The sequence below is a fragment of the Bradyrhizobium sp. SOJA106 genome (assembly GCF_059448745.1).
This window is the reverse complement of record NZ_CM182549.1, coordinates 2,666,225-2,687,986: the sequence shown is the minus strand read 5'-3', so window position 1 is coordinate 2,687,986 and position 21,762 is coordinate 2,666,225. Positions and strand designations below refer to the sequence as shown.

General features: G+C 64.4%; 22 protein-coding genes. 11 read left to right on the top strand and 11 right to left on the bottom strand.

Translation table 11 applies throughout. The features are described from left to right. Nucleotides 1-197: 197 nt before the first annotated feature. Nucleotides 198-1,208 (bottom strand): DctP family TRAP transporter solute-binding subunit, encoded by a 1,011-nt coding sequence (locus tag AC5V87_RS12025; RefSeq protein ID WP_495371100.1) that lies wholly within the window; start codon nucleotides 1,206-1,208, stop codon nucleotides 198-200. 199 nt (nucleotides 1,209-1,407) lie between these two features. After that, the gene (locus tag AC5V87_RS12020) at nucleotides 1,408-2,178 is read right to left on the bottom strand and encodes a methyltransferase domain-containing protein (RefSeq protein ID WP_495371099.1); all 771 of its coding nucleotides are present in this window, start codon (nucleotides 2,176-2,178) and stop codon (nucleotides 1,408-1,410) included. A gap of 138 nt (nucleotides 2,179-2,316) precedes the next feature. Here AC5V87_RS12020 and AC5V87_RS12015 point away from each other — a divergent pair, with 138 nt between their 5' ends. Beyond that, on the top strand, nucleotides 2,317-3,060 hold the full coding sequence (locus tag AC5V87_RS12015; RefSeq protein ID WP_495371098.1) for an SDR family NAD(P)-dependent oxidoreductase: 744 nt from the start codon (nucleotides 2,317-2,319) through the stop codon (nucleotides 3,058-3,060). Between the two features lie 583 nt (nucleotides 3,061-3,643). Here the strand turns inward: AC5V87_RS12015 and AC5V87_RS12010 are convergent. The 3 genes from AC5V87_RS12010 to AC5V87_RS12000 form a co-directional block, all read right to left on the bottom strand. Next, nucleotides 3,644-3,841, bottom strand: coding sequence for a hypothetical protein (locus AC5V87_RS12010; RefSeq protein WP_456839889.1), 198 nt, complete (start codon nucleotides 3,839-3,841; stop codon nucleotides 3,644-3,646). A 108-nt stretch (nucleotides 3,842-3,949) separates the two neighbouring features. After that, on the bottom strand, nucleotides 3,950-4,207 hold the full coding sequence (locus AC5V87_RS12005) for a hypothetical protein (protein WP_456839890.1): 258 nt from the start codon (nucleotides 4,205-4,207) through the stop codon (nucleotides 3,950-3,952). An 18-nt stretch (nucleotides 4,208-4,225) separates the two neighbouring features. Next, a complete protein-coding gene (locus AC5V87_RS12000) occupies nucleotides 4,226-4,396 on the bottom strand; it encodes a hypothetical protein (RefSeq protein ID WP_456839891.1) in 171 nt (56 codons plus the stop codon). A 355-nt stretch (nucleotides 4,397-4,751) separates the two neighbouring features. Here AC5V87_RS12000 and AC5V87_RS11995 point away from each other — a divergent pair, with 355 nt between their 5' ends. Beyond that, the gene (locus AC5V87_RS11995) at nucleotides 4,752-5,204 is read left to right on the top strand and encodes a hypothetical protein (protein WP_495371097.1); all 453 of its coding nucleotides are present in this window, start codon (nucleotides 4,752-4,754) and stop codon (nucleotides 5,202-5,204) included. 96 nt (nucleotides 5,205-5,300) lie between these two features. On the opposite strand, the gene cax is transcribed toward AC5V87_RS11995, so the two are convergent. Further along, a complete protein-coding gene (gene cax, locus AC5V87_RS11990; RefSeq protein ID WP_495371096.1) occupies nucleotides 5,301-6,401 on the bottom strand; it encodes a calcium/proton exchanger in 1,101 nt (366 codons plus the stop codon). A 341-nt stretch (nucleotides 6,402-6,742) separates the two neighbouring features. Here cax and AC5V87_RS11985 point away from each other — a divergent pair, with 341 nt between their 5' ends. Continuing rightward, on the top strand, nucleotides 6,743-7,801 hold the full coding sequence (locus AC5V87_RS11985) for an alpha/beta fold hydrolase (RefSeq protein WP_495371095.1): 1,059 nt from the start codon (nucleotides 6,743-6,745) through the stop codon (nucleotides 7,799-7,801). A gap of 45 nt (nucleotides 7,802-7,846) precedes the next feature. Here the strand turns inward: AC5V87_RS11985 and AC5V87_RS11980 are convergent, their stop codons facing one another. Continuing rightward, complete coding sequence (locus AC5V87_RS11980) at nucleotides 7,847-8,005, bottom strand: hypothetical protein (protein WP_495371094.1); 159 nt, start codon at nucleotides 8,003-8,005, stop codon at nucleotides 7,847-7,849. Nucleotides 8,006-8,401: 396 nt separating this feature from the next. Continuing rightward, nucleotides 8,402-9,463, bottom strand: coding sequence for an isocitrate/isopropylmalate dehydrogenase family protein (locus AC5V87_RS11975; protein WP_456839897.1), 1,062 nt, complete (start codon nucleotides 9,461-9,463; stop codon nucleotides 8,402-8,404). A gap of 172 nt (nucleotides 9,464-9,635) precedes the next feature. Between AC5V87_RS11975 and AC5V87_RS11970 the strand changes: the two genes are divergently transcribed. Then, on the top strand, nucleotides 9,636-11,024 hold the full coding sequence (locus tag AC5V87_RS11970) for an MFS transporter (protein ID WP_495371093.1): 1,389 nt from the start codon (nucleotides 9,636-9,638) through the stop codon (nucleotides 11,022-11,024). A 4-nt stretch (nucleotides 11,025-11,028) separates the two neighbouring features. On the opposite strand, the gene AC5V87_RS11965 is transcribed toward AC5V87_RS11970, so the two are convergent. Then, nucleotides 11,029-12,633: a B12-binding domain-containing radical SAM protein gene (locus AC5V87_RS11965; protein WP_495371092.1), complete on the bottom strand. Its 1,605-nt coding sequence runs from the start codon at nucleotides 12,631-12,633 to the stop codon at nucleotides 11,029-11,031. A gap of 316 nt (nucleotides 12,634-12,949) precedes the next feature. Here AC5V87_RS11965 and AC5V87_RS11960 point away from each other — a divergent pair, with 316 nt between their 5' ends. The 7 genes from AC5V87_RS11960 to soxA all read left to right on the top strand — a co-directional run bounded on the left by AC5V87_RS11960 (nucleotide 12,950) and on the right by soxA (nucleotide 19,126). After that, nucleotides 12,950-13,399 (top strand): (2Fe-2S)-binding protein, encoded by a 450-nt coding sequence (locus AC5V87_RS11960; RefSeq protein ID WP_495371091.1) that lies wholly within the window; start codon nucleotides 12,950-12,952, stop codon nucleotides 13,397-13,399. A gap of 12 nt (nucleotides 13,400-13,411) precedes the next feature. After that, nucleotides 13,412-15,598 (top strand): xanthine dehydrogenase family protein molybdopterin-binding subunit, encoded by a 2,187-nt coding sequence (locus tag AC5V87_RS11955; RefSeq protein WP_495371090.1) that lies wholly within the window; start codon nucleotides 13,412-13,414, stop codon nucleotides 15,596-15,598. 48 nt (nucleotides 15,599-15,646) lie between these two features. Next, the gene (locus AC5V87_RS11950) at nucleotides 15,647-16,930 is read left to right on the top strand and encodes an FCSD flavin-binding domain-containing protein (RefSeq protein WP_495371089.1); all 1,284 of its coding nucleotides are present in this window, start codon (nucleotides 15,647-15,649) and stop codon (nucleotides 16,928-16,930) included. Nucleotides 16,931-17,144: 214 nt separating this feature from the next. Further along, nucleotides 17,145-17,561: a sulfur oxidation c-type cytochrome SoxX gene (gene soxX / locus AC5V87_RS11945; RefSeq protein ID WP_495371088.1), complete on the top strand. Its 417-nt coding sequence runs from the start codon at nucleotides 17,145-17,147 to the stop codon at nucleotides 17,559-17,561. 4 nt (nucleotides 17,562-17,565) lie between these two features. Continuing rightward, a complete protein-coding gene (locus AC5V87_RS11940) occupies nucleotides 17,566-18,033 on the top strand; it encodes a SoxY-related AACIE arm protein (RefSeq protein WP_456839904.1) in 468 nt (155 codons plus the stop codon). Then, nucleotides 18,033-18,350 carry a thiosulfate oxidation carrier complex protein SoxZ gene (soxZ, locus tag AC5V87_RS11935; protein WP_456839905.1) on the top strand — a complete coding sequence of 106 codons (318 nt, stop codon included), beginning with the start codon at nucleotides 18,033-18,035 and terminating at the stop codon, nucleotides 18,348-18,350. Before AC5V87_RS11940 ends, soxZ begins: the two co-directional genes overlap by 1 nt. Beyond that, nucleotides 18,347-19,126: a sulfur oxidation c-type cytochrome SoxA gene (gene soxA / locus AC5V87_RS11930; protein WP_495371086.1), complete on the top strand. Its 780-nt coding sequence runs from the start codon at nucleotides 18,347-18,349 to the stop codon at nucleotides 19,124-19,126. Before soxZ ends, soxA begins: the two co-directional genes overlap by 4 nt. Nucleotides 19,127-19,175: 49 nt before the next feature. Here soxA and AC5V87_RS11925 read toward each other — a convergent pair whose 3' ends face one another. Both AC5V87_RS11925 and AC5V87_RS11920 read right to left on the bottom strand, forming a co-directional pair. Further along, entirely contained in the window at nucleotides 19,176-20,828 is a 1,653-nt protein-coding gene (locus tag AC5V87_RS11925) for a regulator (protein ID WP_495371085.1), read from the bottom strand. A 10-nt stretch (nucleotides 20,829-20,838) separates the two neighbouring features. Beyond that, a complete protein-coding gene (locus AC5V87_RS11920) occupies nucleotides 20,839-21,537 on the bottom strand; it encodes a cysteine hydrolase family protein (RefSeq protein ID WP_495371084.1) in 699 nt (232 codons plus the stop codon). Nucleotides 21,538-21,762: the final 225 nt, after the last annotated feature.

The window sequence follows — 21,762 nt, the reverse complement described above, 5'->3', positions numbered from 1 at the left end:
CGCCGGCGCCGTACCGGTGCAGCACGGCAATGAAGATCAGGCCGGTTGCAGCCGCAATGAGCATCGCGATCAACCATTCTTCGAGATGGTTGAGCGCCGAATTGAGCACGCGAAGCAAATCGAGGTCCCCCTATCGATACGAAACGGCCGGAAGTGCTCGCACTCCCGACCGTTGGTATTGTTCTCCAGGAAACGCGTCAGTTCATCTTGACGTCGAGTTCCTTGGCGACGAGATCGAGCACTTCCTGCCCGACCCGGCCCTTGGCCCATTTATAAGTCGGCTGCATCGCCTCCTGCCAAGCCTTGCGGTCGGCGTCGCTGAGATAATGCAGCGTGGTCTTGCCGGTCTTCTTGATCTCGGCGAGCGCATCCTCGTTCTCCTGATGCGCGATCAGATTGGTGTAGTCGGTCGCCTCAACCATCGCCTTCTCGAGCTGGGCGCGGATGTCGGGCGGCAGGCCGGACCAGAATTTCGAGTTGACGATGACGGCATATTGCAGATGCGCGTGATAGGACACGGTGATGTCCTTCTGCACCTCGTAGAATTTCTGCGTCAGATAGTTGGACGCGGTGTTCTCGCAGCCGTCGACGACGCCGGTCTGCAGCGCCTGGTAGACTTCGGAGAACGCCATGATCTGCGGGATCGAGCCGAGCAGGCGGAAATACTGGTCCGCGATCTTGGAGCCGGAGATGCGGAATTTCAGGCCCTTGAAATCCTCCGGCTTCATCAGCGGACGATTCGACGACACCATGTGGAAGCCGTTGTCCCAATAAGCGAGCCCGGTGATGCCCTTGGCTTCCAGCTTCTGGAACAGCCATTTGCCGAGCGTGCCCTTCATCGCGTTGGAATAGGTCGCGTCATCCTTGAACAGCCAGGGCAGGTCGAGCGCCTCGAACTCCTTGATGCCGAGCGGGGCGAATTTCGCGGTCGAAGGTGCCAGCATCTGCACCGAGCCGAGCTGGAGCGCCTCGATCTCCTCCTTGTCCTTGTAGAGCGAGGAGTTCGGGTAGACTTCGATCTTGACCTTGCCGTCCGTGTACTTCTCGGCGAGCTCCTTGAACTTCAGCGCGCCCTTCCCCTTCGGGGTGTCGTTGGCGACGACGTGGCTGAACTTGATGATGATCGGACTCTGGGCGAAGGCGGGCGCCACGAGGAGCGTGGCCAAAGCAAGCGTCGCCGCTGCGACCGCAGGAAGCAGTTTGCGCATGAAGGACCTCCCCAATAACCCAAGAAACCGGGTCTTTTTTGTTTTGCGTCCTCAGTAGTGGCAGCAATCCGCCACCCTGCCAACTAGACCTAAGCCCAATTTGCCGCAGCCAAGCTATCTTGACGACCGCTGCATGCGCAACCCGGCACCCGCACCACGCCAATGGAGCGAGCGCTTATGTCGCATTGCGGCGATGCCATCAGCCCTTGCGCTGAGCGACCATGAACAGACGACGGAACGGAAACAGCGTCTGGCCCGCGGCATTCTTCGGGTACGCCTTCGCCACTCGCTCCCCATAGGCCGATTCGAACGCCGCCTTCTCCTCGCCCTGCAGGACGTCGAGATAGCGCGTCAGCCATGTCCCCTTGGTCCATTCCTTCACGGGGTTCTCGCCATCGAGCACCTGAAGATATTCGGTCTCCCAGATGTCGATAGTGGCAGACATCGGAGCAAGGAGATCGTGATAGAAGGCCGGCCCCTCCACCGGCGGCGGCGTGACGAGATGCTCGACCTTGGACCGCCAGGACCCGTTGAGCGCGGTCTCGCCGATCAGCACATGCGACGGCGCTAGAAAGTTGCGCGGCATCTGCACGGCAAGCACGCCGCCGGGCTTCACCTGCTCCATCACCGATGGGAAGAGTGCCGCATGATTGGGCAGCCAGTGCAGTGCGGCATTGGAATAGACGACGTCATACTGCTTCGCGGGACGCCACTGGCCGAGATCCTCATGTGACCATTCCACGTCAGGCGCTGCCTTGCGGCCCGCGGCGACCATCTCGGCCGAGCCCTCGACGCCGGTCACGGCCGCATCCGGCCAGCGCTCCTTGATCAGCTTGGTCACGTTGCCCGCACCGGCGCCGAGATCGGCGATCGTGCGCGGAGCAACATCCGGAATCCGCATCAACAGGTCGACGGCGGGCCGCAAGCGGTGGCCGGAGAATTTCAGATATTGCTGCGGATCCCAGACCATGACCTGCGCCTTTTGTATTTCGTGTTTCCTTCGCTGGCGCTCTTGGTTACCACTGCTCGTCCTGATCAGGCAATTCGCACGGCCGGCGGGACGGGCAGGAAACGAACAGCAACACGCAGAACACAAGAGAGCGTTGTTATGGACCTCGGGCTCACATCGAAAACCGCAGTCGTGACGGGAGCGAGCATCGGCATCGGCCGCGCCATCGCCAAGGGCCTCGCTGCCGAAGGCGTGCGCGTCGTCGGCGTTGCGCGCCGCAGCGATCTGCTCGCCGAGCTGGTGAAGGAAGTCGGCTCCGGGCTGATCACGCCGCTTGCGCAGGACGTGATGGAAAAGGACGCGGCCGAGAAGATCGCGGCCTTCGCATTGAAGGAGCTCGGCCATGTCGACATCCTCGTCAACAATGCCGGCGGCAGCCGTCCCCTCCCCCTCGATGCGCCCGACAGCAAATGGGACGAGGCGATCGCACTGAATTTCACCAGCTACCGCCGCATCGCCCATGCGCTGCTGCCGCAGATGATCGAGCGCAAATGGGGCCGCATCGTCAACATCACCGGCAAGTCCGAGCCGGAGGGCCTCAACGCAGCCTTCGCCGCGAAGGCCGCCGTGCACGCCTGGGCCAAGGGCCTGTCGCGCGAGATCGGCGAGCACGGCATCACCATCAACTGCATCCCGCCCGGCCGCATCATGAGCGAGCAGATCCGCCGCAACTATCCGCCGGAGTACCGCGAGCGCTTCGCCGAAGAGGAAATCCCGGTCGGCTATTGGGGCGAGCCGGAAGATCTCGCCGCGCTCGCGGTGTTCCTGGCCTCACCGGTGGCGCGCTACATCACGGGCACGGTGATCCCGGTGGATGGAGGCTTGCGGAGATATCAGTTCTAACGCACCGAGGCTCACATGGAGCGAGAGGCGGCGCCAGTTCGCCCCGTCGTGTGAGCTGGGGGTGACGAGGCGAAATTCGCAAAATGAAGAGGCCACCAACTGAGGCGGCCTCTAGTCGTCTGGTATGTTGTTAGCGACACGGCTTTCCGGACATCTGGGCTGCCCGGCTGTGGCAACCGTCATGCATCTTTGGCTTGGCCTTTGGAGCAGTTGATGATTTGGAAGGAGGCTGTGTTTGTGCGTATGCCGACATCGAAGAAGCGAAAATAACCAACGCCAACGCGACTTTGAAAATTGATTTCATGACTTTCCCCAATGGGTTCGAGCTGGGATCCGCAATCAAGCGGGGCATAGTCTAATGTTCAATCCGAGTTGTGTCAGCTCCGAATGGGGGCCGGCCGTAAGATTGGCTCGTACCGTGACACCGCTTCAGAGCGCTGGTCACAAGTAAGAGCCAAGAACCGAGCGAATGGCCGAGCCGAGAAGGTTCCGGGACGGAGGCGCAACGCCGCGCACGCACCTGCGGAGTGTGCGTCCATCCCATCTTGCTCTACCCACAGGCGCGCAGTGCCCGTCGGCCATATCAGCCGGTAACGCTGCCCTCAGCCGCGCGGCAGTGCTTTTCGTAGAGCGCCTCCAGCCTGGCCCGGTCCGGGGCGCTGCGAAGATCGTCATTCTGATGGAGCAGCTGCTCCAGCTCGAAGGTCTCGTCCGGGGAAAGTCCGGCAAGGATGATCATGCCTCTGGCATTCGTGGTGAACTCGAAATAACGAGCGCTCATCTGGAAATTCCGAAGAATGACTGAGGATCAATATCGACGATCCTGGCGATGGGAGTGCGAGAATCCGCCAAGGGCCATAAGAGGGACTTACACCGCGGAACGCGCTGGTCAGACCGATGAGATCTTCCGCAACTGCGCGGCGGGCGCATCGCGGAGGTCGTCCGCTGCGGCGAGATGGGCCGGCCAGTCGATCGGCTGGCAGAACAGGCCGCGGCGGCCGATCTCGCGAAACAGGCGGTCCGCGCGCTGCTTTGCAGGCACGCCTACGAGTCGGGTGCCGGCCAAGGCATCGGCTTGCAGCTCGTTGCGGATGAACTCGTACATCCGCAAGATGAAATGGTCGGAGAGGCCTTCAAAGTCGTCCATGGTGATCCCACGCTCTTGTCAAGACAACATCCATGCGAGGACACGCCAGCTGATCCAGGCGATCGCGGCGATCCAGGCGATCATCGCGCTGGCGAGCGCGCCAAAGAATGCGAGCGCGACCAGATAGTCGCTGGTCTGCCGGCGCTGAACGCTGACAGGCGCTTCTTGCGTGGCGGTTCGATTAAGCATTTTGGTCCCTGATGGATGACAGGGATAACGAGTCCAATGCGGATCGACAAATGGACGACGATATTAACCTCACCAGTCAACCTTAAGGACGGACGGAACGAGCACGGCTATAGGGGATAGTTGGACTGGCTCGCCTCCCGGATCGATGCGGAGTATTTCTTGACGATCCGCAATGCGATCATCGCGGCGGCAGACGAACTGAAGGCGCTGGACTCGCCGGCGTGAGGCGGCCCGCACACCCGGCGCGTGACGCCGGATGCTTGATCCAGATCAAGCTTGCCACGACAATGCCATTCCGGAATAGCTGTCGATGGCCGCGCAGAAGCGCCGCCCATAGCCAAGGAGATGATCGATCATGACCTCCTCGAAGCCCCTGTGTCGCCTCACGGTCGCGGCGGCAAGCACCCTGCTTCTCGGCACGGGCGCCCAGGCCGGACCGATGCCCACACATCTGTCGGCGATGAAATCGATGGTTGATCAGACCACGACCGAAGTGCGATGGGTCGGCGGCTGGCGCGGCGGCTACGGCTATCGCGGGGTCGGCTGGGGCTACCGCGGTGGTTGGGGTTATCGCGGAGGCTGGGGCTATCGCGGCTACGGATATCGCGGCCTGGGTTACGGCGTCGCCGGCGCCGTTGTCGGCGGCGCGATTGCGCGGAGCGCCTATTACGGCGGCTATGGCGGTTACTATGGCGGCTATCCCGCCTACAGCTACGGCTACCCACCCGCAGCGTATTACGGCTATGGCGGTGACTATGGCTATGGCGGCGACTATTGCGCGCCCTCCGGCAGCTACTGGGCCTACTAACCCGTACGACCAGGTCGCGCGCAGCGAAACCCATCGACCGCCTTCCAACCTGAAATGCGATGGGTTTTCGCAAGTGCTCTCCCCATCCTGCGCACGTCATCCCTGGCCCGCCGGCGGGACGACATAGAGCGTCAGCGCGAACACCGCATAAATCAGCATCATCAGGGCGCCAACGAACCACGCCGAGCGGCCGCTCGCGGTAACGAAGGCGGACGTAACAGTTGCGATCATCACCATGGTGACGGCGCCCGGCCAGAACTGCAGGTCCATCGGCTTCGGCCCCACGACGTAACTGAGCAGCACCAGCGCGGGGGCAACGAACAGCGCGATCTGCGAGGCGCTGCCAAGCGCAATGCTGACGGCCATGTCGAGCCGGTCCTTGCGCGCCGCGCCGAAGGCCACCGCAAATTCCGCGGCGGCGCCGACCAGCGAGACGACGATGAAGCCGACGAAGGCCGGGCTCATCCCAAAAGTTTCCGCCGCCTTCTGCACCGATTCCACGAAGATTTCACTGACCAGCGCGACCAGCACGGTGACGACCAGCAAGGTGCCGACGGCTACGCCGATCGGCCAGTGCGCCTCATTGTCATCGCCGTGATCGGCGCTTGCGAACAATTCTTTGTGGGTCCCGAGCGAGAACAACAGACCGAGCCCGTAAGCCAAAATGAGCAGGATCGATATGCCGAGGCTGAGCTTGTTCAGGATGCCCCCGCCTTGCGGCAGATGCTCGATATCGGCGACCGCCGAAGGCGCCAGCAGGGCGACGGTGGCCATCAGCAGCAGGCCGGACGAGAGCCGCGCGCCGGCGCGGTTGTACTCCTGCACACGGTAGCGCAGTCCGCCGAGCAGCAGGCAGGCTCCCAGCATGAACACCGCATTGGTGACGATCGCGCCCGCGATCGAGGCCTTCACCAGCATGTACTGGCCTGCGCGCAGCGCCGCGATGGCGATGATCAGCTCGGTCAGATTGCCGAGCGTGGCATTGAGCAGTCCGCCCACGGCATCGCCGATCTTGGCGGCAACCGCCTCCGTGGCGTGGCTGAGCAGCGCCGCCAGCGGCACGATCGCAAGCACCGCCAGCACGAACAGCAGCGTGTGGGAATGCGGGGCGACCGCCTCGGCTACCAGCACGATGGGCACGAACGCCAGCATCCAGAGCAAAGGCGTGTCCCGGATTTCCCTAAGCAGAATCTGCATGTCGGCCGTCCTTTCCCATGGATGCGCTGAGGGAAGGTCCGCGGGGGAACGGAGGGAGTGTTGATCTGGCTCAACGGTGCCGGGGGAGCATCGGAGTGCAGCCTATAGGACGGGTAGAGCACAGCGAAACTCATCGATGGCATCCGGCATGGCGCATCTTGGGTTTCGCTACGCTCTACCACCCCCTGCGGATCCGGAATCTGGGTCTGGAAAGTCGAGCTTCATGCCTCGGTCCACGACCGCTTATGCAGAGCCTGCATAATCATATTTTGACCTGACATTGGATTTTCGGCAGCACGACCGGCATTGTTTCGGACCGCGAAATGCCGGGGAAGCGCTCAATGACAGATAATATTTCGATGTCCGACAAAGATCAGGCAGGGCGTCCATCCGACGCATCCGATGCAGGCTTGACCCGCCGCCGTTTCGTGTCGCTTGCGGCCGCGACTTCGACCGCGGTGGGTTCGACGATGCTGACGTCGCCTGCTCTCGCTAAGGAGAAGACTGCAGTGGCTGGCGATCAGATCGAGAAATTGCTGCCGGGCTTTCGCCGCAGCCGCATCAGGACGAGTGGCGCGGAGATCAATGCCCTGGTGAAGGGCGAAGGAGCGCCCCTCTTGCTGCTCCACGGTCATCCTCAAACGGCGGTCTGCTGGCACAAGGTTGCTCCCAAGCTCGCCGAGCGCTTTACGGTCGTCCTCACCGACCTGCGCGGCTACGGCGATTCCAGCAAACCCGACGGCGGCAAGGACAGCATCAACTATTCCAAGCGCGAAATGGCGCGCGATCAGGTCGAGGTGATGCGTTCGCTCGGCTTCGATCGCTTCCATGCTGCCGGCCACGATCGCGGCGGCCGCGTCCTGCATCGGTTGTTGCTCGATCATCCCGCGGTCGTTACCAAGGCTGCCGTGCTCGATATTGCGCCGACGGCGACGATGTACGCAAAGGTGACCAAGGAATTCGCCATGCGTTACATGTGGTGGTTCTTCCTGAGCCAACCGGCACCGCTTCCCGAAACCCTCATCGGCAACAATCTCGAATTCTATCTTCAGGCGCACATTAACAAGCAGAACAAGACGCCCGGAGCGATCGATCCGATCGCCTTCGAGGAATACCGCCGGTGTTATACCCGCGAGACCCTGCACGCCGTCTGTGAAGACTACCGGGCGGCCGCCGGCATCGATCTGGTCCACGACGAGGCGGATTCGATGCAGCGGATCGGTTGCCCCCTGCTCGTGCTGTGGGGCGAAAAGGGTGTCGTGGGATCAACCTACGACGTGCGCGAGACATGGCGTGAAAAGGCCGTGGATGTGCGCGGTGAGAGTCTCCCCTGCGGCCATTATCTGCCAGAGGAGGCGCCGGGGCTTGTGGTGGACAAGTTGCGCGACTTCTTCACCTGAGCGGTGCCTACCGGGCGAGACGGTGGACGGGGACATGCTCACCGGTCAGATCAAGGCCGCGAGCAGAGCCTTTCTGCAGATCATCGCGACCACGATTGACAGCAGCAAGCCCGCTCCGGAGAAGATAACGAGCAGCTTGAGAGTCTCGACGTCGACCTTCACTCTCGTGGCGCGGGATATTGCCTGTGCCAGTGCAGCCATCATCGCCAGCTCCGAGGAGGCCGCGCGAAGGCGAGGCCTGACTTCGTCTAACCTGTCGGGGCGTGTTTGCGTGTGAAGCAGATTACAGGCGGTCCGCCAAATTCCGCCGGACATCCTGATCGATGTCGTCTCTGACGCTCGGGTGCCTGCACGGCCTCTCCCCGTTACGGGCAGGGCCGCAGCGCGGCTCATCCATCGCGCCTGTTGGGCCGCTGACACCACCGTCGCCAGCATGACATCCTGCCGGTGTTTTGCCCGACGTGTCAACGTGATCGGGGTCACACACGTCGTTGCGGCGCGGCTCGAAAAATCTCTTGCGATCAAGGGCGCCTTCTACTGTGCATGGGGTTGTTTTCGACTTTTTCTTTTGAGCCCCAATAAAAAACGCGAAGAAGCCCCTCACTCCGCCTGCAGGATCTCCGCGATCGCAGCGCCTGCCGCGATCGTGCCGAGCCTGCCGCCGACATCGCGCGTCGCCCTGCCCTCGCGAAGCGCCTTGGCCACCGCGGCCTCGATCGCGCGCGCCGCTTCCTCATAGCGGACCGCACCGCTCCTCTCGCCGTGCCAGGCCAGCAGCAGCGCGGTCGACAGAATCAGCGAGACCGGGTTGGCGACGTCCTGCCCCGCGATATCGGGCGCCGAGCCGTGCGCGGCCTGCGCCATGGCATAGCGGTCGCCGACGTTGAGCGAGCCGCCGAGGCCGAGGCTGCCGGAGAGCTCCGCAGTGAGATCGGAGAGGATGTCGCCGAACATGTTGCTGGAGACGATGACGTCGAAACGATCGGGGCTCCGCACCACATGCGCCATCATGGCGTCGACCAGGATGTCGTCGACTTCGAGGCCCGGATAGGTCTTCGCCGCCGCGCGGCAGATGTCGAGGAACATGCCGTCGCCGATCTTGAGCACATTGGCCTTGTGCACGATGGTGAGATGCTTGCGCCGCTTCATCGCGAGGCGGCAGGCGGCGTGCGCGATGCGCTCGCAGCAGAGGCGCGTGATCCGGCGCAGTGAGATCGCGACGTCAGGCGTGACCAGCATCTCGCCATTGCCCTGCTCCATGTTGCGGTCGGCGTAAAACCCCTCGGTGTTCTCGCGCACCACGACGAGGTCGAAATCACCGATGCGGCCGGGCCGCCCGGCATAGGTGCGCGCCGGCCTGACGTTGGCGTAGAGATCGAGGCTCTTGCGGAAATGCCGGGACGGATTGATCTCGCCATGCGCCTCGTCCTTGAAGTCGAAAGTCGCGGTCGGCCCCAGGATCAGGCCATCGGCGGCGCGGACGATGTCGAGCAGCTCGGGGCGCACGGTCGTGCCTGACAGCTTCAGGCTGGCATGGCCGACGGCGTGCTCCTCGAGCCGCAGATCGAGAAGGAAGCGCTCGGAGGCCGCGCGCAGCACGCCTGAAGTCGCGGATGTGATCTCAGGTCCGATGCCGTCACCCGGCAGAACGACGATGTGCATGACGTTTCCCTGTCATTGCAGCCACGGCGCGATCATACGCCGGCGCGAGGCGACATCGCCTCACCTTCGCGCATACACAGCATGCAAGCATATGCCTGTGGAAGCGGCCTTCGGCGTAGTACATGCCAAAAGTCCCCTATGGCCACGCCGTCGGAGCCACGCGCGAAACGCAATGACAATCACGTTACCCGCCGTCGCGCGCGAGCCCGACCATCCCATTGCCAACGGACTTCCAGTCGTGCAGCGGCGCTGGGCGATCGCCGCGATCTTCACCGCGCTGGCGATGGCCTCGCTCGACACCGCGATCGCCAACATCGCCCTGCCTGCTATTGCCGCCGATCTGCACGTCACGCCGGAGCAGGCGGTCTGGGTCGTTAACGTCTACCAGATCGCGCTGGTGGCAACCCTGCTGCCGCTCGGGGCGCTCGGCGAGATCGTCGGGCACCAGCGCATCTATCTCGGCGGCCTGATCCTGTTCACCATCGCCTCGCTGTTCTGCGCGGTGGCGTGGTCGCTGGACAGCCTTCTGGTCGCGCGCGCGCTGCAGGGACTCGGGGCCAGCGGCATCATGAGCGTCAACACGGCGCTGGTGCGCTTCGTCTATCCCGGACGGATGCAGGGCCGCGGCTTCGGCCACAACGCGCTGGTGGTCGCGACCGCCTTCACCTTCGGCCCGTCGATCGCCTCCGCCATTCTCGCGGTCGGCCCATGGCCGTGGCTGTTCGCCGTCAACATCCCGTTCGGCCTGGTTGCGACCGGCATCGGCTTTGCGATGCTGCCGAAGACGCCGCGGGCCGATCACGGCTTCGACTTCCTCGGCGCACTCCTCGCCGCCGCCTGCCTCGGCCTGTTCATCACCGGCGTCGGCAGTGCCGCACACAATCTGTCGCCGGTTGTCGTCGGCATCGAGCTGATCGCGGCCCTCGCGCTCGGCTTCATCCTGACCCGCCGCCATGCCGATCACCCGGCGCCGATGCTGCCGATCGACCTGTTCGGCCGGCCGATATTCGCGCTGTCGGCGGCGACGGCCGTCTGCTCCTTCGCCGTGCAGGGCCTCGCCTTCGTCTCGCTGCCGTTCTATTTCGAGGACGTGCTGGGACGTTCGCAGGTCGAGACCGGCTTCTTCATGACGCCCTGGCCGCTGGTGGTCGGCATCATGGCGCCGATTGCGGGGCGCCTGTCGGACCGCCATCCGGTGGGCCTGCTGGGCGGCATCGGCCTCGTGCTGCTCGGCATCGGCATGGCGCTGCTCGCGCTGCTTCCGGCGAGCCCAAGCATCCCTGACATCGTCTGGCGCATCGTGATCTGCGGCATGGGCTTTGGCTTCTTCCAGGCGCCGAACATGAAGGCGCTGATGGGAAGCGCGCCGCCCCACCGCAGCGGCAGCGCCTCCGGCATCGTCGCGACCGCGCGCCTGACCGGACAGACGACCGGCGCAGCGCTCGCCGCCGCCTGCTTCGCACTTGCTGGCCACAACGGCGCGACGCTGGCGCTGGCCCTCGGCGCGGGCTTTGCCGCGCTCGGCAGCGTGATGAGCTTCTTGCGGCTCGCGGTGAAGTAAGCCGTCAGGCCGCCGTCACGCCGACGGCCACCGGAGCGACGGTCTCGTTGTCCAGCGCAGCCAGGCGCTCGTCGATGGCCGCGATGACCTTGCGCGAGTACGGTCCGAGATGTGCATAGGCCGCGATCATCTGCACGGCGATGCGCGCCGATGACGTGTCGCGCTTGGCGCAGTTCATGAAGGTTTGCCAGAGCGGCCCCCGCGCCTCCGGAAGGGCGGAGACCACCTTGTGCACGGTCTCCATGGCCCCGAGCTTGGAGCGGATATCACCTTCGGCAAGCTCGGAACGCTGCCTGGATCGGTCGAGCAGCGTCATCAGGCGGTCGACGCGTGCTGCATAGGCGGCCGGGCTGTAGATGTGCTCCAGCACCCGCTTGTAGTCCATCAGGATGTCGCGCAGCGGGCGGACCGGATCGAAGTTGATGCCGGCCGTACACTGATCGGCGCCGATTGTCGGCGCCACGTCATGGCCCGAATGCAGCCGGCCTTCGCGCTCCAGCCGGCGCGTGAGCTGCGTGTTGGGCAAGGCATAGAGCAGGCCGACCATGGCCACGGGAATCGCCGCCTCCTCGATGAAGTCGATCATCGACTCCGCCATCGAGACCTTCTCGTTGTCGAAGCCGACGATGAAGCCCGCGGTGACGAGCATCCCGGCGGCGTAGATCTTGTGGATGCTCTCGGCGATGTTGCGCCGCGTGTTCTGCTTCTTGCGCATCGCGACCAGCGTCGCCGGGTCCGGACTTTCGATGCCGACGAAGATGCCGAAGAAATTCGCCGCACCCATCAGCTCCAAGAGCTCCGGATCGTCGGCGAGGTTGACGGAGGCTTCCGTGGAGAATTCGAAGGGATAGCCGTGCGTGCGCTGCCATTCGGCGAGCTTCGGCAGGAACTGCCGCAGCGACTTCTTGTTGCCGATGAAATTGTCGTCGACGAAATCCAGATGGCCCCGATAGCCCATGTTGTAGAGCGTCTCGAGCTCGACGAACATCTGCTCGATCGTCTTGGTCCGCGGCACGCGTCCGTAGAGCTCGATGATGTCGCAGAACTCGCAGGTGAAGGGGCAACCGCGCGAATATTGCACACCGAGATAAAGATAGTCCTCGAACTTGAGCAGGTCGAAACGCGGCACCGGCGTCTTGGTGACGTCGGCCTGGAACTTCGGTGCGGTGAAAACGCCGGACCGCGCGCCACTCTCCCAGGCCGCGATGAACTCGTCCATGACGCTCTCCGCCTCGCCGAGCACCCGGAAATCGGCCCGCTCGTAGATGTGGGGGCTCGAGGTGGGATCTGGTCCGCCGACCACGACCGGCTTGCAGGCCGCGCGGCACAGCTCGATCAGGCGCAACGTGTCGGCCTGCTGGGGCAACATTCCGCCGGTGAACACGACGTCGGCCCAGGCGAGATCCTCCTCCCCGAAGGGCGCCGTGTTGCAATCGATCAGCCGGACCGTCCAGCTCTCGGGCAGCATCGCGGCAACGGTGATCAGGCCCAAGGGGGCGGCCGGGCGCTTGACGCCCATCACTTTGCAGGATTCACCGAAGGTCCAGAAGGACTCTGCCGAGAACAGCGGGTAGAGCATCAGTACGTTGCAGGGACTCGGCACGTTCATGGAACTCCTTTTGCGTCGGCGCAGTGTACCAAAGCGCCCGCGACTTGCACCCCGGCAAAAGGGACAAAGTGTGGCCTGCGCCATGCGCGGGAACCCGCGGACGTCGCCTCAAGCCGGGGCCTCGGCGCGCCGGGAAAGGTCGCGCAGCCCCGCGCGGCCGGGGCGAGGCAAAACACCGCGGGTGCCCCAATCTTCCCGCAGCCGCGAGAATCTTCGATAGCTGGCCCTCGGACTCTTGATTTGAAGAGTTCCAATTTGGCGGACAAATTGCGCCCCTGAGCCCAATCGGTGGATTGGACCCAATCAGGGGACTGCGATGGCAAACCTAACAATCAACGGAAAAACCTTCACGCTCGACGTCGAGCCGGATACGCCGCTGCTCTGGGCGATTCGCGAGAATGCCGGCCTGACCGGCACCAAATACGGCTGCGGCATTGCGCAATGCGGCGCCTGCACCGTCCACCTCGACGGCGTGGCGATGCGCTCCTGCGGGATCTCTGTCGCCGAGGCCGAGGGCAAGAAGATCACCACGATTGAAGGGCTCGCCTCCGGCGCCACGCTGCACAAGGTGCAGGAAGCCTGGATCGCCCAGGACGTACCGCAATGCGGCTATTGCCAGAGCGGCATGATCATGGCTGTCGCCGCGCTGCTGAACGAGAAGCCGAAGCCGACCGACGCCGACATCGACGAGGCCATTACCAATATCTGCCGCTGCGGCACCTTCCAGCAGGTGCGCGAGGCGATCCACACGATCGCAAGCGCGTAGAGGAGCCGCCCCATGAACAAGCACGTCTCTCCCAAGATGAACCGCCGTGCCTTCGTCATCGGCACCGCCGCTGTCGGCGCCGGCCTCGCAATCGGCCTCGATCTCCCGTTCGGCGGCCCCGCCGTGGTGCGCGCGGCCGACGGCTCGCCGGAGGTCAACGCCTGGGTCGTGGTCCGGCCCGACGACACCGTCGTGATTCGCATCGCCCGCTCCGAGATGGGCCAGGGCTCGCTGACGGGCCTCGCCCAGCTCGTCGCCGAGGAGCTCGAATGCGACTGGACCAAGGTCACCACCGAATATCCGACGCCGGGCCAGAGCGTCGCCCGCAAGCGCGTCTGGGGCGATTTCTCGACCGGCGGCAGCCGCGGCATCCGCTCGTCGCAGGACTATGTCCGCAAGGGCGGCGCCACCGCGCGCGTGATGCTGATCGAGGCCGCCGCCAATGCGTGGAAAGTGCCGGCCTCCGAATGCACCGTCGCCAACGGCGTGATCACCCATACGCCGTCAGGCAGGACCACGACCTACGGCAAGGTCGCCGAAGCTGCGGCCAGGCTGACGCCGCCCGCGGACGTCAAGCTGAAGGATCCCAAGGACTGGAGGCTGGTCGGCAAGGGCGTGAAGCGGCTCGACACCGCCGACAAGACCACCGGCACCATGATCTACGGCATCGACGTCAAGCTGCCGGGCATGCTCAATGCCGCCATCAAGGACTGCCCGGTGTTCGGCGGCAAGCTGAAGAGCTACGACGAGGCCAAGATCACCGGGATGAAAGGCGTCAAGAAGGTCGTCAAGGTCGGCGATACCGCGGTCGCGGTCGTGGCCGACACCTGGTGGCACGCCAAGACCGCCCTGGAAGCGCTGCCGATCGTCTGGGACGAAGGCGAGAACGCCAAGGTCTCCAGCGAGTCCATTGCGAAGTGGCTGGCCGAAGGCCTGAACGACGACCAGCCGGCCTATGTCGGCAACAAGAACGGCGACGCCAAGGCTGCGATCGCCGGCGCCGCCAAGAAGGTCGAGGCCGTCTACTCCTATCCCTACCAGAACCACGCCACCATGGAGCCAATGAACGCCACCGCGCTCTACACGCCGGACAAGTGCGAGGTCTGGTGCGGCACGCAGAACGGTGAAGCGGCCTTCGCAGCCGTGCTGGAGGCCTCCGGCCTGCCGGCGGAGAAGTGCGACGTGCACAAGGTGATGCCCGGCGGCGGCTTCGGCCGGCGCGGCCAGACCGACTATGTCCGTCAGGCGGTCTTGGTCGCCAAGCAGATGCCGGGCACGCCGATCAAGCTGCTTTGGTCGCGCGAAGAGGACATGGCGCACGGCCGGTATCACCCGATCACCCAGTGCAAGATGACCGGCGCGTTCGACGCCAACAACAATCTGGTCGCGCTGCACTACCGCCTCTCCGGCCAGTCGATCCTGTTCTCGCTGCGTCCTGAGGCGCTGCAGAACGGCATGGACCCCGTTGCGTTCCAAGGGGTCGCCCAATCCGGCGAGGCCGCGTTCGGCTATTCGGTCCCGAACCTGTTGATCGAGCATGCGATGCGCAATCCGCACGTTCCGCCCGGCTTCTGGCGCGGCGTCAACGTCAATCACAACGCGATCTACATGGAATGCTTCATGGACGAGCTGGCCCAGGCCGCAGGCCAGGACCCGCTCGAATTCCGTCGCAAGCTGATGGGCAATCACCCCAAGCATCTGGCGGTGCTCAATGCGGTCGCCGAGAAGATCGGCTGGAGCACGCCAGCGCCGCAGGGCGTCTATCGCGGCATCGCGCAGGTGATGGGCTATGGCAGCTATGTCGCCGGCGCAGCCGAGATCTCGGTGACCGACGGCAGCAAGATCAAGGTGCATCGCATCGTCGCCTCCACCGACCCCGGCTACATCGTCAATCCGGCGCAGGTGGAGCGGCAGATCGCGGGCTCCTTCGTCTACGGCCTCTCCGCCCTGTTCTATGGCGGCTGCACCGTCAAGGACGGCAAGATCGAGCAAACCAACTTCGACACCTACAATTCGATGCGTATCAACGAGATGCCGAAGGTGGAATCGGTGATGGTGCCGAGCGGCGGGTTCTGGGGCGGCGTCGGCGAGCCGACTATCGGCGTTGCGGCTCCGGCGGTGCTCAACGCCTATTTCGCCGCGACGGGCAGGCGAGTCCGCTCGTTCCCGCTGCGCGACCAGAACATCACCTTCGCTTAAAGTAGCATGCTGCGGCGACGCGAGAGTGCCGCCGCAGTCCTTTTGCAGATGCCCCTGATGACCACGCGCCCGGTGACACGGCGCAATGCCGTGTTCGGCATCACCATGGCGGCCGCGACGCTGGCGCGGCCATCGATCTCGCGCGCGCAATCCACGGCGCGCATCGTCGTGGTCGGCGGCGGTTTCGGCGGTGCGGCCTGCGCCCGCGGGCTGAAGCGCGCGCAAGCAGACTTGCAGATCATCCTGATCGAACCCAATGCGGTCTTCATCTCCTGCCCCCTCAGCAACGAGGTGATCGCGGGCCTGCGCGAGATCGACGCGCAGCAGTTCGGCTACGATAAGCTCGCGGCCGACGGCGTCATCGTGATCGGCCAGGCCGTGACCTCGATCGAAGCGCAGCAGCGCAGGGTCATGACGGCAGATGGCGTCGCGCTGCCCTACGACCGCCTCGTGCTCTCGCCCGGCATCGACTTCCATTTCGAGGCCCTGCCCGGCTACGACGAGGCCACATCGGAAAAGATGCCACATGCCTGGAAAGCCGGCGCACAGACGCTGCTGCTGCGCCGCCAACTCGAGGCGATGGAGGACGGCGGCACGGTTGCCATCGCGGTCCCCGCCAATCCCTCGCGGTGTCCGCCGGCGCCCTACGAGCGCGCCAGCCTGATCGCGCACTATCTGAAGACGAAGAAGCCGCGCTCGAAAGTGCTGGTCCTCGACGCCAAGGACAACTTCTCGCAGCAGCGCCTGTTCGAGAAGGCGTGGAAGGAGCTTTACGGCGACATGATCGAGCGCATCGCGCTGTCGCAAGGCGGCCGGGTGACCTCGATCGATGCCGCAACCAAAACCATCGTCACCGAGTTCGGCAACTATACGCCCGATGTCGCCAACGTCATCCCGCCGCAGCGCGCCGGCCGCATTGCCGAGATCGCAGGCGCGACAGATGCGACCGGCTGGTGCCCGATCGATCCTGTCACCTTCCAGTCAAAGCTCGTCAAGAACATCCATGTCATCGGCGACGCCTGCCTCGGCGGCGGCATCCCCAAATCGGCATCGGCCGCGAGCGCGCAGGGCAAGGCCTGCGCCGCTGCGATCGTGGCCCTGCTCGCAGGTCACGCGCCGGAGACGCCGCGGCTGACCGGCGTCTGCTACAACACCGTCGCACCTGGCTACGGCTTCTCGCTCGCCGGCAACTATCAGCCCAGGGGCGACATCTTCGCCGAGGTCGAAGGCGGCACGACGAGCCCGGTCGTTGCGCCGCGCGAGCTGCGCGGCCGTGAAGCGGCGGAGGCCGAGCGCTGGTTTCAAACCATCACGGCGGACACCTTTGGCTAGAGCAATGATAGAGCGAGCCTGTCGCCACGAACAAAGTGTGCCCCCTCCCCCGCCTGCGGGGGCGAGTTGGGGAGAAGGTGTCTCCGCCCGCGAGAACCCCCAGGAGGAAAGACCCCTCACCCGCCGCTGCGCGGCGACCTATCCCGCAAGCGGAAGAGGTAAGCTGAGTTCGCGACGATCCTGGTTCCTTCATCGAGCGCTTGCGATTTCAGCAATGGTCGTGACGAGCCTGGCCGTGCCTTCCCAAGCCGAAGAGCTCACCTCCTACCAGATCGTCGGCGACGGCATTCCACAATCCCTCACCGGCACTCCCAGCGATGCCGCGCGCGGGCGCGCGCTGGTGCTGGCGCGCACGACGACCTGCATTCTCTGCCATTCCGGCCCGTTCCCGGAAACGCGCTTCCAGGGCGACCTCGCGCCTGATCTCTCAGGCGCCGGGAACCGCTGGACGGCGAGCCAGTTGCGGCTTCGACTGGTCGATGCCGCGCGTTTCAACCCGCAGACCATCATGCCGTCCTATTATCGCAACGATGGCCTCGTCCGGGTCGGGCGCAATTTCGCCGGCAAGCCGATCTTGTCGGCTGCGGAGATCGAGGACATCGTGGCCTTTCTTGCAACGCTTCGGGACTAGCTTCATGCCGACCACGCGACGACAATTTTTCAGCCTTGCCGGAAGCGTCACGGTCGCCGGGACGATCCCGATCCTCACGTTGCGACCGCTCGAGGCAACGCCAGCGATGCTCAGCGCCGCGATCCGCAACGTCGTCGGCGAGGCACCAATTCGCGCTGGCAAGGTCAAGCTCGACATTCCGCCGCTGGTCGAGAACGGCAACACCGTGCCGATGACGGTGAGCGTCGCAAGCCCGATGACGGCGACCGACTACGTCAAGAGCATCCATGTCTTCAACGAGAAGAACCCGCAGCCGAACATCGGCAATTTCTATCTCAACCCCTCCTCCGGCCGCGCCCAAGTCTCGACGAGGATCCGCCTCGCCGATACCCAGAAGGTGGTCGCGATCGCGCGCTTCTCGGACGACACGTTCTGGCAGATTGCCGCGGACGTCGTCGTGACGCTGGCTGCCTGCACCGAGGAGTTGAACTGATGGCCGCGCTCATCAACGTTCCTGCAAGGGCCAAACGCGGCGACATCATCGAGATCCGCACGCTGACCTCGCACATCATGGAAACCGGCTTCCGCCACACCGTCGACGGCGCGCTGGTGCCGCGCGACATCATCACGAGTTTTACGTGCCGCTACAACGGCGCCGAAGTCTTTCGCGCCGACCTGTTTCCGGCGATCGCCGCCAATCCGTATCTGTCCTTCTTCACCGTCGTGAAGGAGAGTGGCAAGTTCGAGTTCGAATGGATCGGCGACAACGGCTATTCGTCCACCGCATCGGCATCGATCACCGTCGAATGAGATTTTGGCGCGCGATAGCGGCGGCGATACTGCTCGTCACGGTCCCTGCCCTGCGCGCCGGTGAGATCCCGCCCGATGCGCGCCGGTCCGGCTACACCTTCATGGGTCCTGATACCCGCGCCATGCAAGATGACGATACCGCCAATCCCGGCATGCTGTTCGTGCTCGACGGCGAGGCGCTGTGGGGCAAGAAGACCGGCAGCGCCGACAAGGCCTGCGCCGATTGCCATGGCAATGCGCGCAGCAGCATGAAAGGCGTCGCGGCACGCTATCCCGCCTTCGACAAGACGCTTGGCCGTCCCGTCACGCTGGACCAGCGCATCAGCCTCTGCCGCGCCAATCATCAGCAGGCAACAGTGCTGCCTTACGAGAGCCGGGACCTGCTGGCACTGTCCGCCTTCATCGCCCACCAGTCCCGCGGCATCGCGATCACCGCGGGCGACGATCCGCAACTCAAGCCCTTCGTTGTGCAGGGCCGCGATCTCTTCATGCAGCGCGAGGGTCAGCTCAACCTCGCCTGCACCAATTGCCACGACGACAATTTCGACAAGCGTCTCGCTGGCGCACCGATCACACAGGGACAGCCGACCGGCTATCCGCTCTACCGTCTGGAATGGCAGACGCTCGGATCTCTGGAGCGTCGCTTGCGCAGCTGCATGACCGGCGTCCGCGCCCAGGCCTATGATTACGGCTCGCCCGAGCTGGTCGCGCTCGAGCTCTATTTAATGTCGCGGGCGCGCGGCCTGCCGAACGAGGCGCCGGCCGTACGGCCTTGAACGAGAGCGGCCGGGGCATCGCCCGGCCGCCCGCAACGATCGCGACACCCTACTCCGCCGGCGCGGCGCGCATCTCCGGATGTGCGGCGTAGTGCTCGCCGGTGCCGAGCTTGCTGGCCGCGAACAGGCCGGCCGACATCACGGCATAGGCGAGCGCGACCGCCGGTGTCACGCCAAACCCGCCGCCGATGCCGACGGCTTCGCCGTGCATGAAGCCGAAATAGGTCATGATGGCACCGGCCAGCGCGAAGGCGGAGGCCTTTTCGAAATCGCGCTCGATGATGAAGACACCGATCGCGCCCAGGATGAGGCCGCCGAGGATGGAGCCGCCGCCCATCACCTCCAGGCCGTGATAGAACACGCCCTGCTGCGGCAGCGCCGCGATCGCGGCAGCCTTGACCGCGTCGGCCTTGTCGGCGGCCATTCCGCCGACGGTCGCCGCAGCCGTCATGGTTGAGCCGAGCATGGTGTCGATCTGGAGCTTGGCCCAGGCCGCAAGATGCGGCGTCAGCGCCAGCACGATCGCGGGCGCGTGCTTGACTGGCGTGGTCTGGAACGCCTGTGCGCCGATGAGCATGCCGATATAGAGCAGGATCGGCGAGATCGCGACGACAGGCACCAGCGCCAGCAGCACCGAGATGATGCCGAACCAGGCCAGCACCACGACCATGATGCCGGTCGCAGCCGAATAGCCGATGCGGCCGCCCATCGCCTTCCAGCCGGGATGGCCGATATAGACTGCGTTGATGAAAGGATTGCCCATCAGGCAGCCGATCAGGCTGACGACGCCGTCGGCGGTCAGCACGCGCGTGGTCGGATATTCGTCGCCAGCCGCTTCCGCGCTCTCGACATTGTCCATGGCCTCGACGAGATCGTAGATGCCGAACGGAATGGCGGTGACCAGGATGATGCCGAGGAATTCGAAGCCGGAGAAGACGTAGCCCACGGCCGGGATCGGCACCGAGAAGCCGAAGTTCGCGAAAGCGGCTCCAACACCCGCGATGCTCAATCCGCCAAGGCCGAGCCCGAACGGGTTGGAGCCCCAGGCGATGATCATGCCGGCCGCGATAGCGACGAGGCCCGCGGGAATGCCGCGCCAATACTTCACGCCACCGAACCAGCTCACCAGGATGATGGCGAAGCAGACCAGACCGATCTGCGGCGTCATGTACATTTCGAGCGCCGGCCGCATCGAGATGAACGTAACCGATACGCCGGCAAGCGTGCCGAGCAGCGCCGCACGCGGCGTGATTTTTCGGATGAATGGGGCAATGAAGCCACCGATCATAAGAATAAAACTTTGGAAGAACACCCAAACGAGTCCGGCCGACCAGCCCTTCAGCGGATCGCCGGTCTTCAGCGTGATCGGCAGCATGATCACGAAGGTGACGATGAACATGTGCGGCACGCTGACGCCCGACGGCAGCGCGCAGACGTCGCTGCGGCCGGTCTTCTGCGCCAAGCGATAGGCGAGATACGCGTAATAGAAGGTCGACAGGCACATCATCAGCCCGAGCGCGGGCAGGATGCGGCCGAACACGAGACTATCGGGCATCTTCAAGACGAAGCGGAGCAGGCCCGTGAGCACCAGCATGTTGACGAGGATGTTGGTGCCGAAGCCGAAAAACGCGTTCCAGTCGCCCGATGTCCATAGTGCCGGCTTGAAGCTGGACTTGCCGGCCGTCCCCGTTAATGTGCTCATGATACTACCCCTATGTGGTCGAAATTTTCATTGCCGCCAGGACTGCGGCTGAATCCGCGACCCAGCCGAAGATGCCGCCCTGGGCCTTGATCATCTTCAGGCCCATCTCGTGAAACTCGGGGAAGTAGGACGCGCAGCCGTCCGAGATGACGACGCAGCGATAGCCGCGGTCATTGGCTTCGCGCACGGTGGTGTTGACGCACACTTCGGTGGTGACGCCGCACACCAGCAAATTCTCGATGCCGTATTTCTCCAGCACCTCGCTGAGCTCGGTGGCGTAGAACGCGCCCTTGCCGGGCTTATCGACCACGACCTCGCTGTCGAGCGGATAGAGCTGCGGGATGATGTCGTGGCCGGCCTCGCCGCGGATGAGGATGCGGCCCATCGGGCCGGGATCGCCGATGCGTAACGACGGTGCACCGCGCTCGACCTTTGCCGGCGGCGCATCGGACAGGTCAGGCAGATGGCCCTCGCGAGTGTGGATCACCAGCATGCCGCTCTCGCGCGCCGCCTTCAGCACCGCGCCGATCGGCTTTACCGCACGCGCGAGCTGGCTGACGTCGTTCCCCAGCGTCTCGCCGAAGCCGCCGGGCTCCATGAAGTCGCGCTGCATGTCGATGATGAGGAGCGCGGTGCTCGCCCAGTCGAGCTTGATCGGCTCGGGCTCGGCGATGATGACGCCCTTTGTCGACTTGCTTGAGTTCAACATGACGCCCCCGCGAGAACTCTCTTTCCGGAGAGTTCTGCAAGCGCCGTGCCATTGTGTACAATTGCGGAGACGAGCAGGTCGCAAAGGAAATCGTTGCGTAGTCAGAAGGTTACGCCGGCGATCGAGGTCTGCTTATTCCCTGTGCGACGGCTTTGCGAAGCGCATTTGCTTAAAGGATGAGCGGGTAAGCGGCGCCCTCCTTCGCTGTCAATCCTGGGCGACGCT

Bases quoted from the DNA above. Each gene is read 5' to 3' on its own strand.
- AC5V87_RS11960 (WP_495371091.1), top strand. From the start codon at position 12,950: ATGGCAAACCTAACAATCAACGGAAAAACCTTCACGCTCGACGTCGAG.
- AC5V87_RS12020 (WP_495371099.1), bottom strand. From the start codon at position 2,178: ATGGTCTGGGATCCGCAGCAATATCTGAAATTCTCCGGCCACCGCTTG.
- AC5V87_RS12025 (WP_495371100.1), bottom strand. From the start codon at position 1,208: ATGCGCAAACTGCTTCCTGCGGTCGCAGCGGCGACGCTTGCTTTGGCC.
- AC5V87_RS11920 (WP_495371084.1), bottom strand. From the start codon at position 21,537: ATGTTGAACTCAAGCAAGTCGACAAAGGGCGTCATCATCGCCGAGCCC.
- AC5V87_RS11975 (WP_456839897.1), bottom strand. From the start codon at position 9,463: ATGCACATCGTCGTTCTGCCGGGTGACGGCATCGGACCTGAGATCACA.
- AC5V87_RS11950 (WP_495371089.1), top strand. From the start codon at position 15,647: ATGCCCCTGATGACCACGCGCCCGGTGACACGGCGCAATGCCGTGTTC.
- AC5V87_RS11980 (WP_495371094.1), bottom strand. From the start codon at position 8,005: ATGATGGCTGCACTGGCACAGGCAATATCCCGCGCCACGAGAGTGAAG.
- AC5V87_RS11995 (WP_495371097.1), top strand. From the start codon at position 4,752: ATGACCTCCTCGAAGCCCCTGTGTCGCCTCACGGTCGCGGCGGCAAGC.
- AC5V87_RS11940 (WP_456839904.1), top strand. From the start codon at position 17,566: ATGCCGACCACGCGACGACAATTTTTCAGCCTTGCCGGAAGCGTCACG.
- AC5V87_RS11985 (WP_495371095.1), top strand. From the start codon at position 6,743: ATGACAGATAATATTTCGATGTCCGACAAAGATCAGGCAGGGCGTCCA.
- soxZ (WP_456839905.1), top strand. From the start codon at position 18,033: ATGGCCGCGCTCATCAACGTTCCTGCAAGGGCCAAACGCGGCGACATC.
- soxX (WP_495371088.1), top strand. From the start codon at position 17,145: ATGGTCGTGACGAGCCTGGCCGTGCCTTCCCAAGCCGAAGAGCTCACC.
- AC5V87_RS12010 (WP_456839889.1), bottom strand. From the start codon at position 3,841: ATGAGCGCTCGTTATTTCGAGTTCACCACGAATGCCAGAGGCATGATC.
- AC5V87_RS12000 (WP_456839891.1), bottom strand. From the start codon at position 4,396: ATGCTTAATCGAACCGCCACGCAAGAAGCGCCTGTCAGCGTTCAGCGC.
- AC5V87_RS12015 (WP_495371098.1), top strand. From the start codon at position 2,317: ATGGACCTCGGGCTCACATCGAAAACCGCAGTCGTGACGGGAGCGAGC.
- AC5V87_RS11970 (WP_495371093.1), top strand. From the start codon at position 9,636: ATGACAATCACGTTACCCGCCGTCGCGCGCGAGCCCGACCATCCCATT.
- AC5V87_RS11955 (WP_495371090.1), top strand. From the start codon at position 13,412: ATGAACAAGCACGTCTCTCCCAAGATGAACCGCCGTGCCTTCGTCATC.
- cax (WP_495371096.1), bottom strand. From the start codon at position 6,401: ATGCAGATTCTGCTTAGGGAAATCCGGGACACGCCTTTGCTCTGGATG.
- AC5V87_RS12005 (WP_456839890.1), bottom strand. From the start codon at position 4,207: ATGGACGACTTTGAAGGCCTCTCCGACCATTTCATCTTGCGGATGTAC.
- AC5V87_RS11965 (WP_495371092.1), bottom strand. From the start codon at position 12,633: ATGAACGTGCCGAGTCCCTGCAACGTACTGATGCTCTACCCGCTGTTC.
- AC5V87_RS11925 (WP_495371085.1), bottom strand. From the start codon at position 20,828: ATGAGCACATTAACGGGGACGGCCGGCAAGTCCAGCTTCAAGCCGGCA.
- soxA (WP_495371086.1), top strand. From the start codon at position 18,347: ATGAGATTTTGGCGCGCGATAGCGGCGGCGATACTGCTCGTCACGGTC.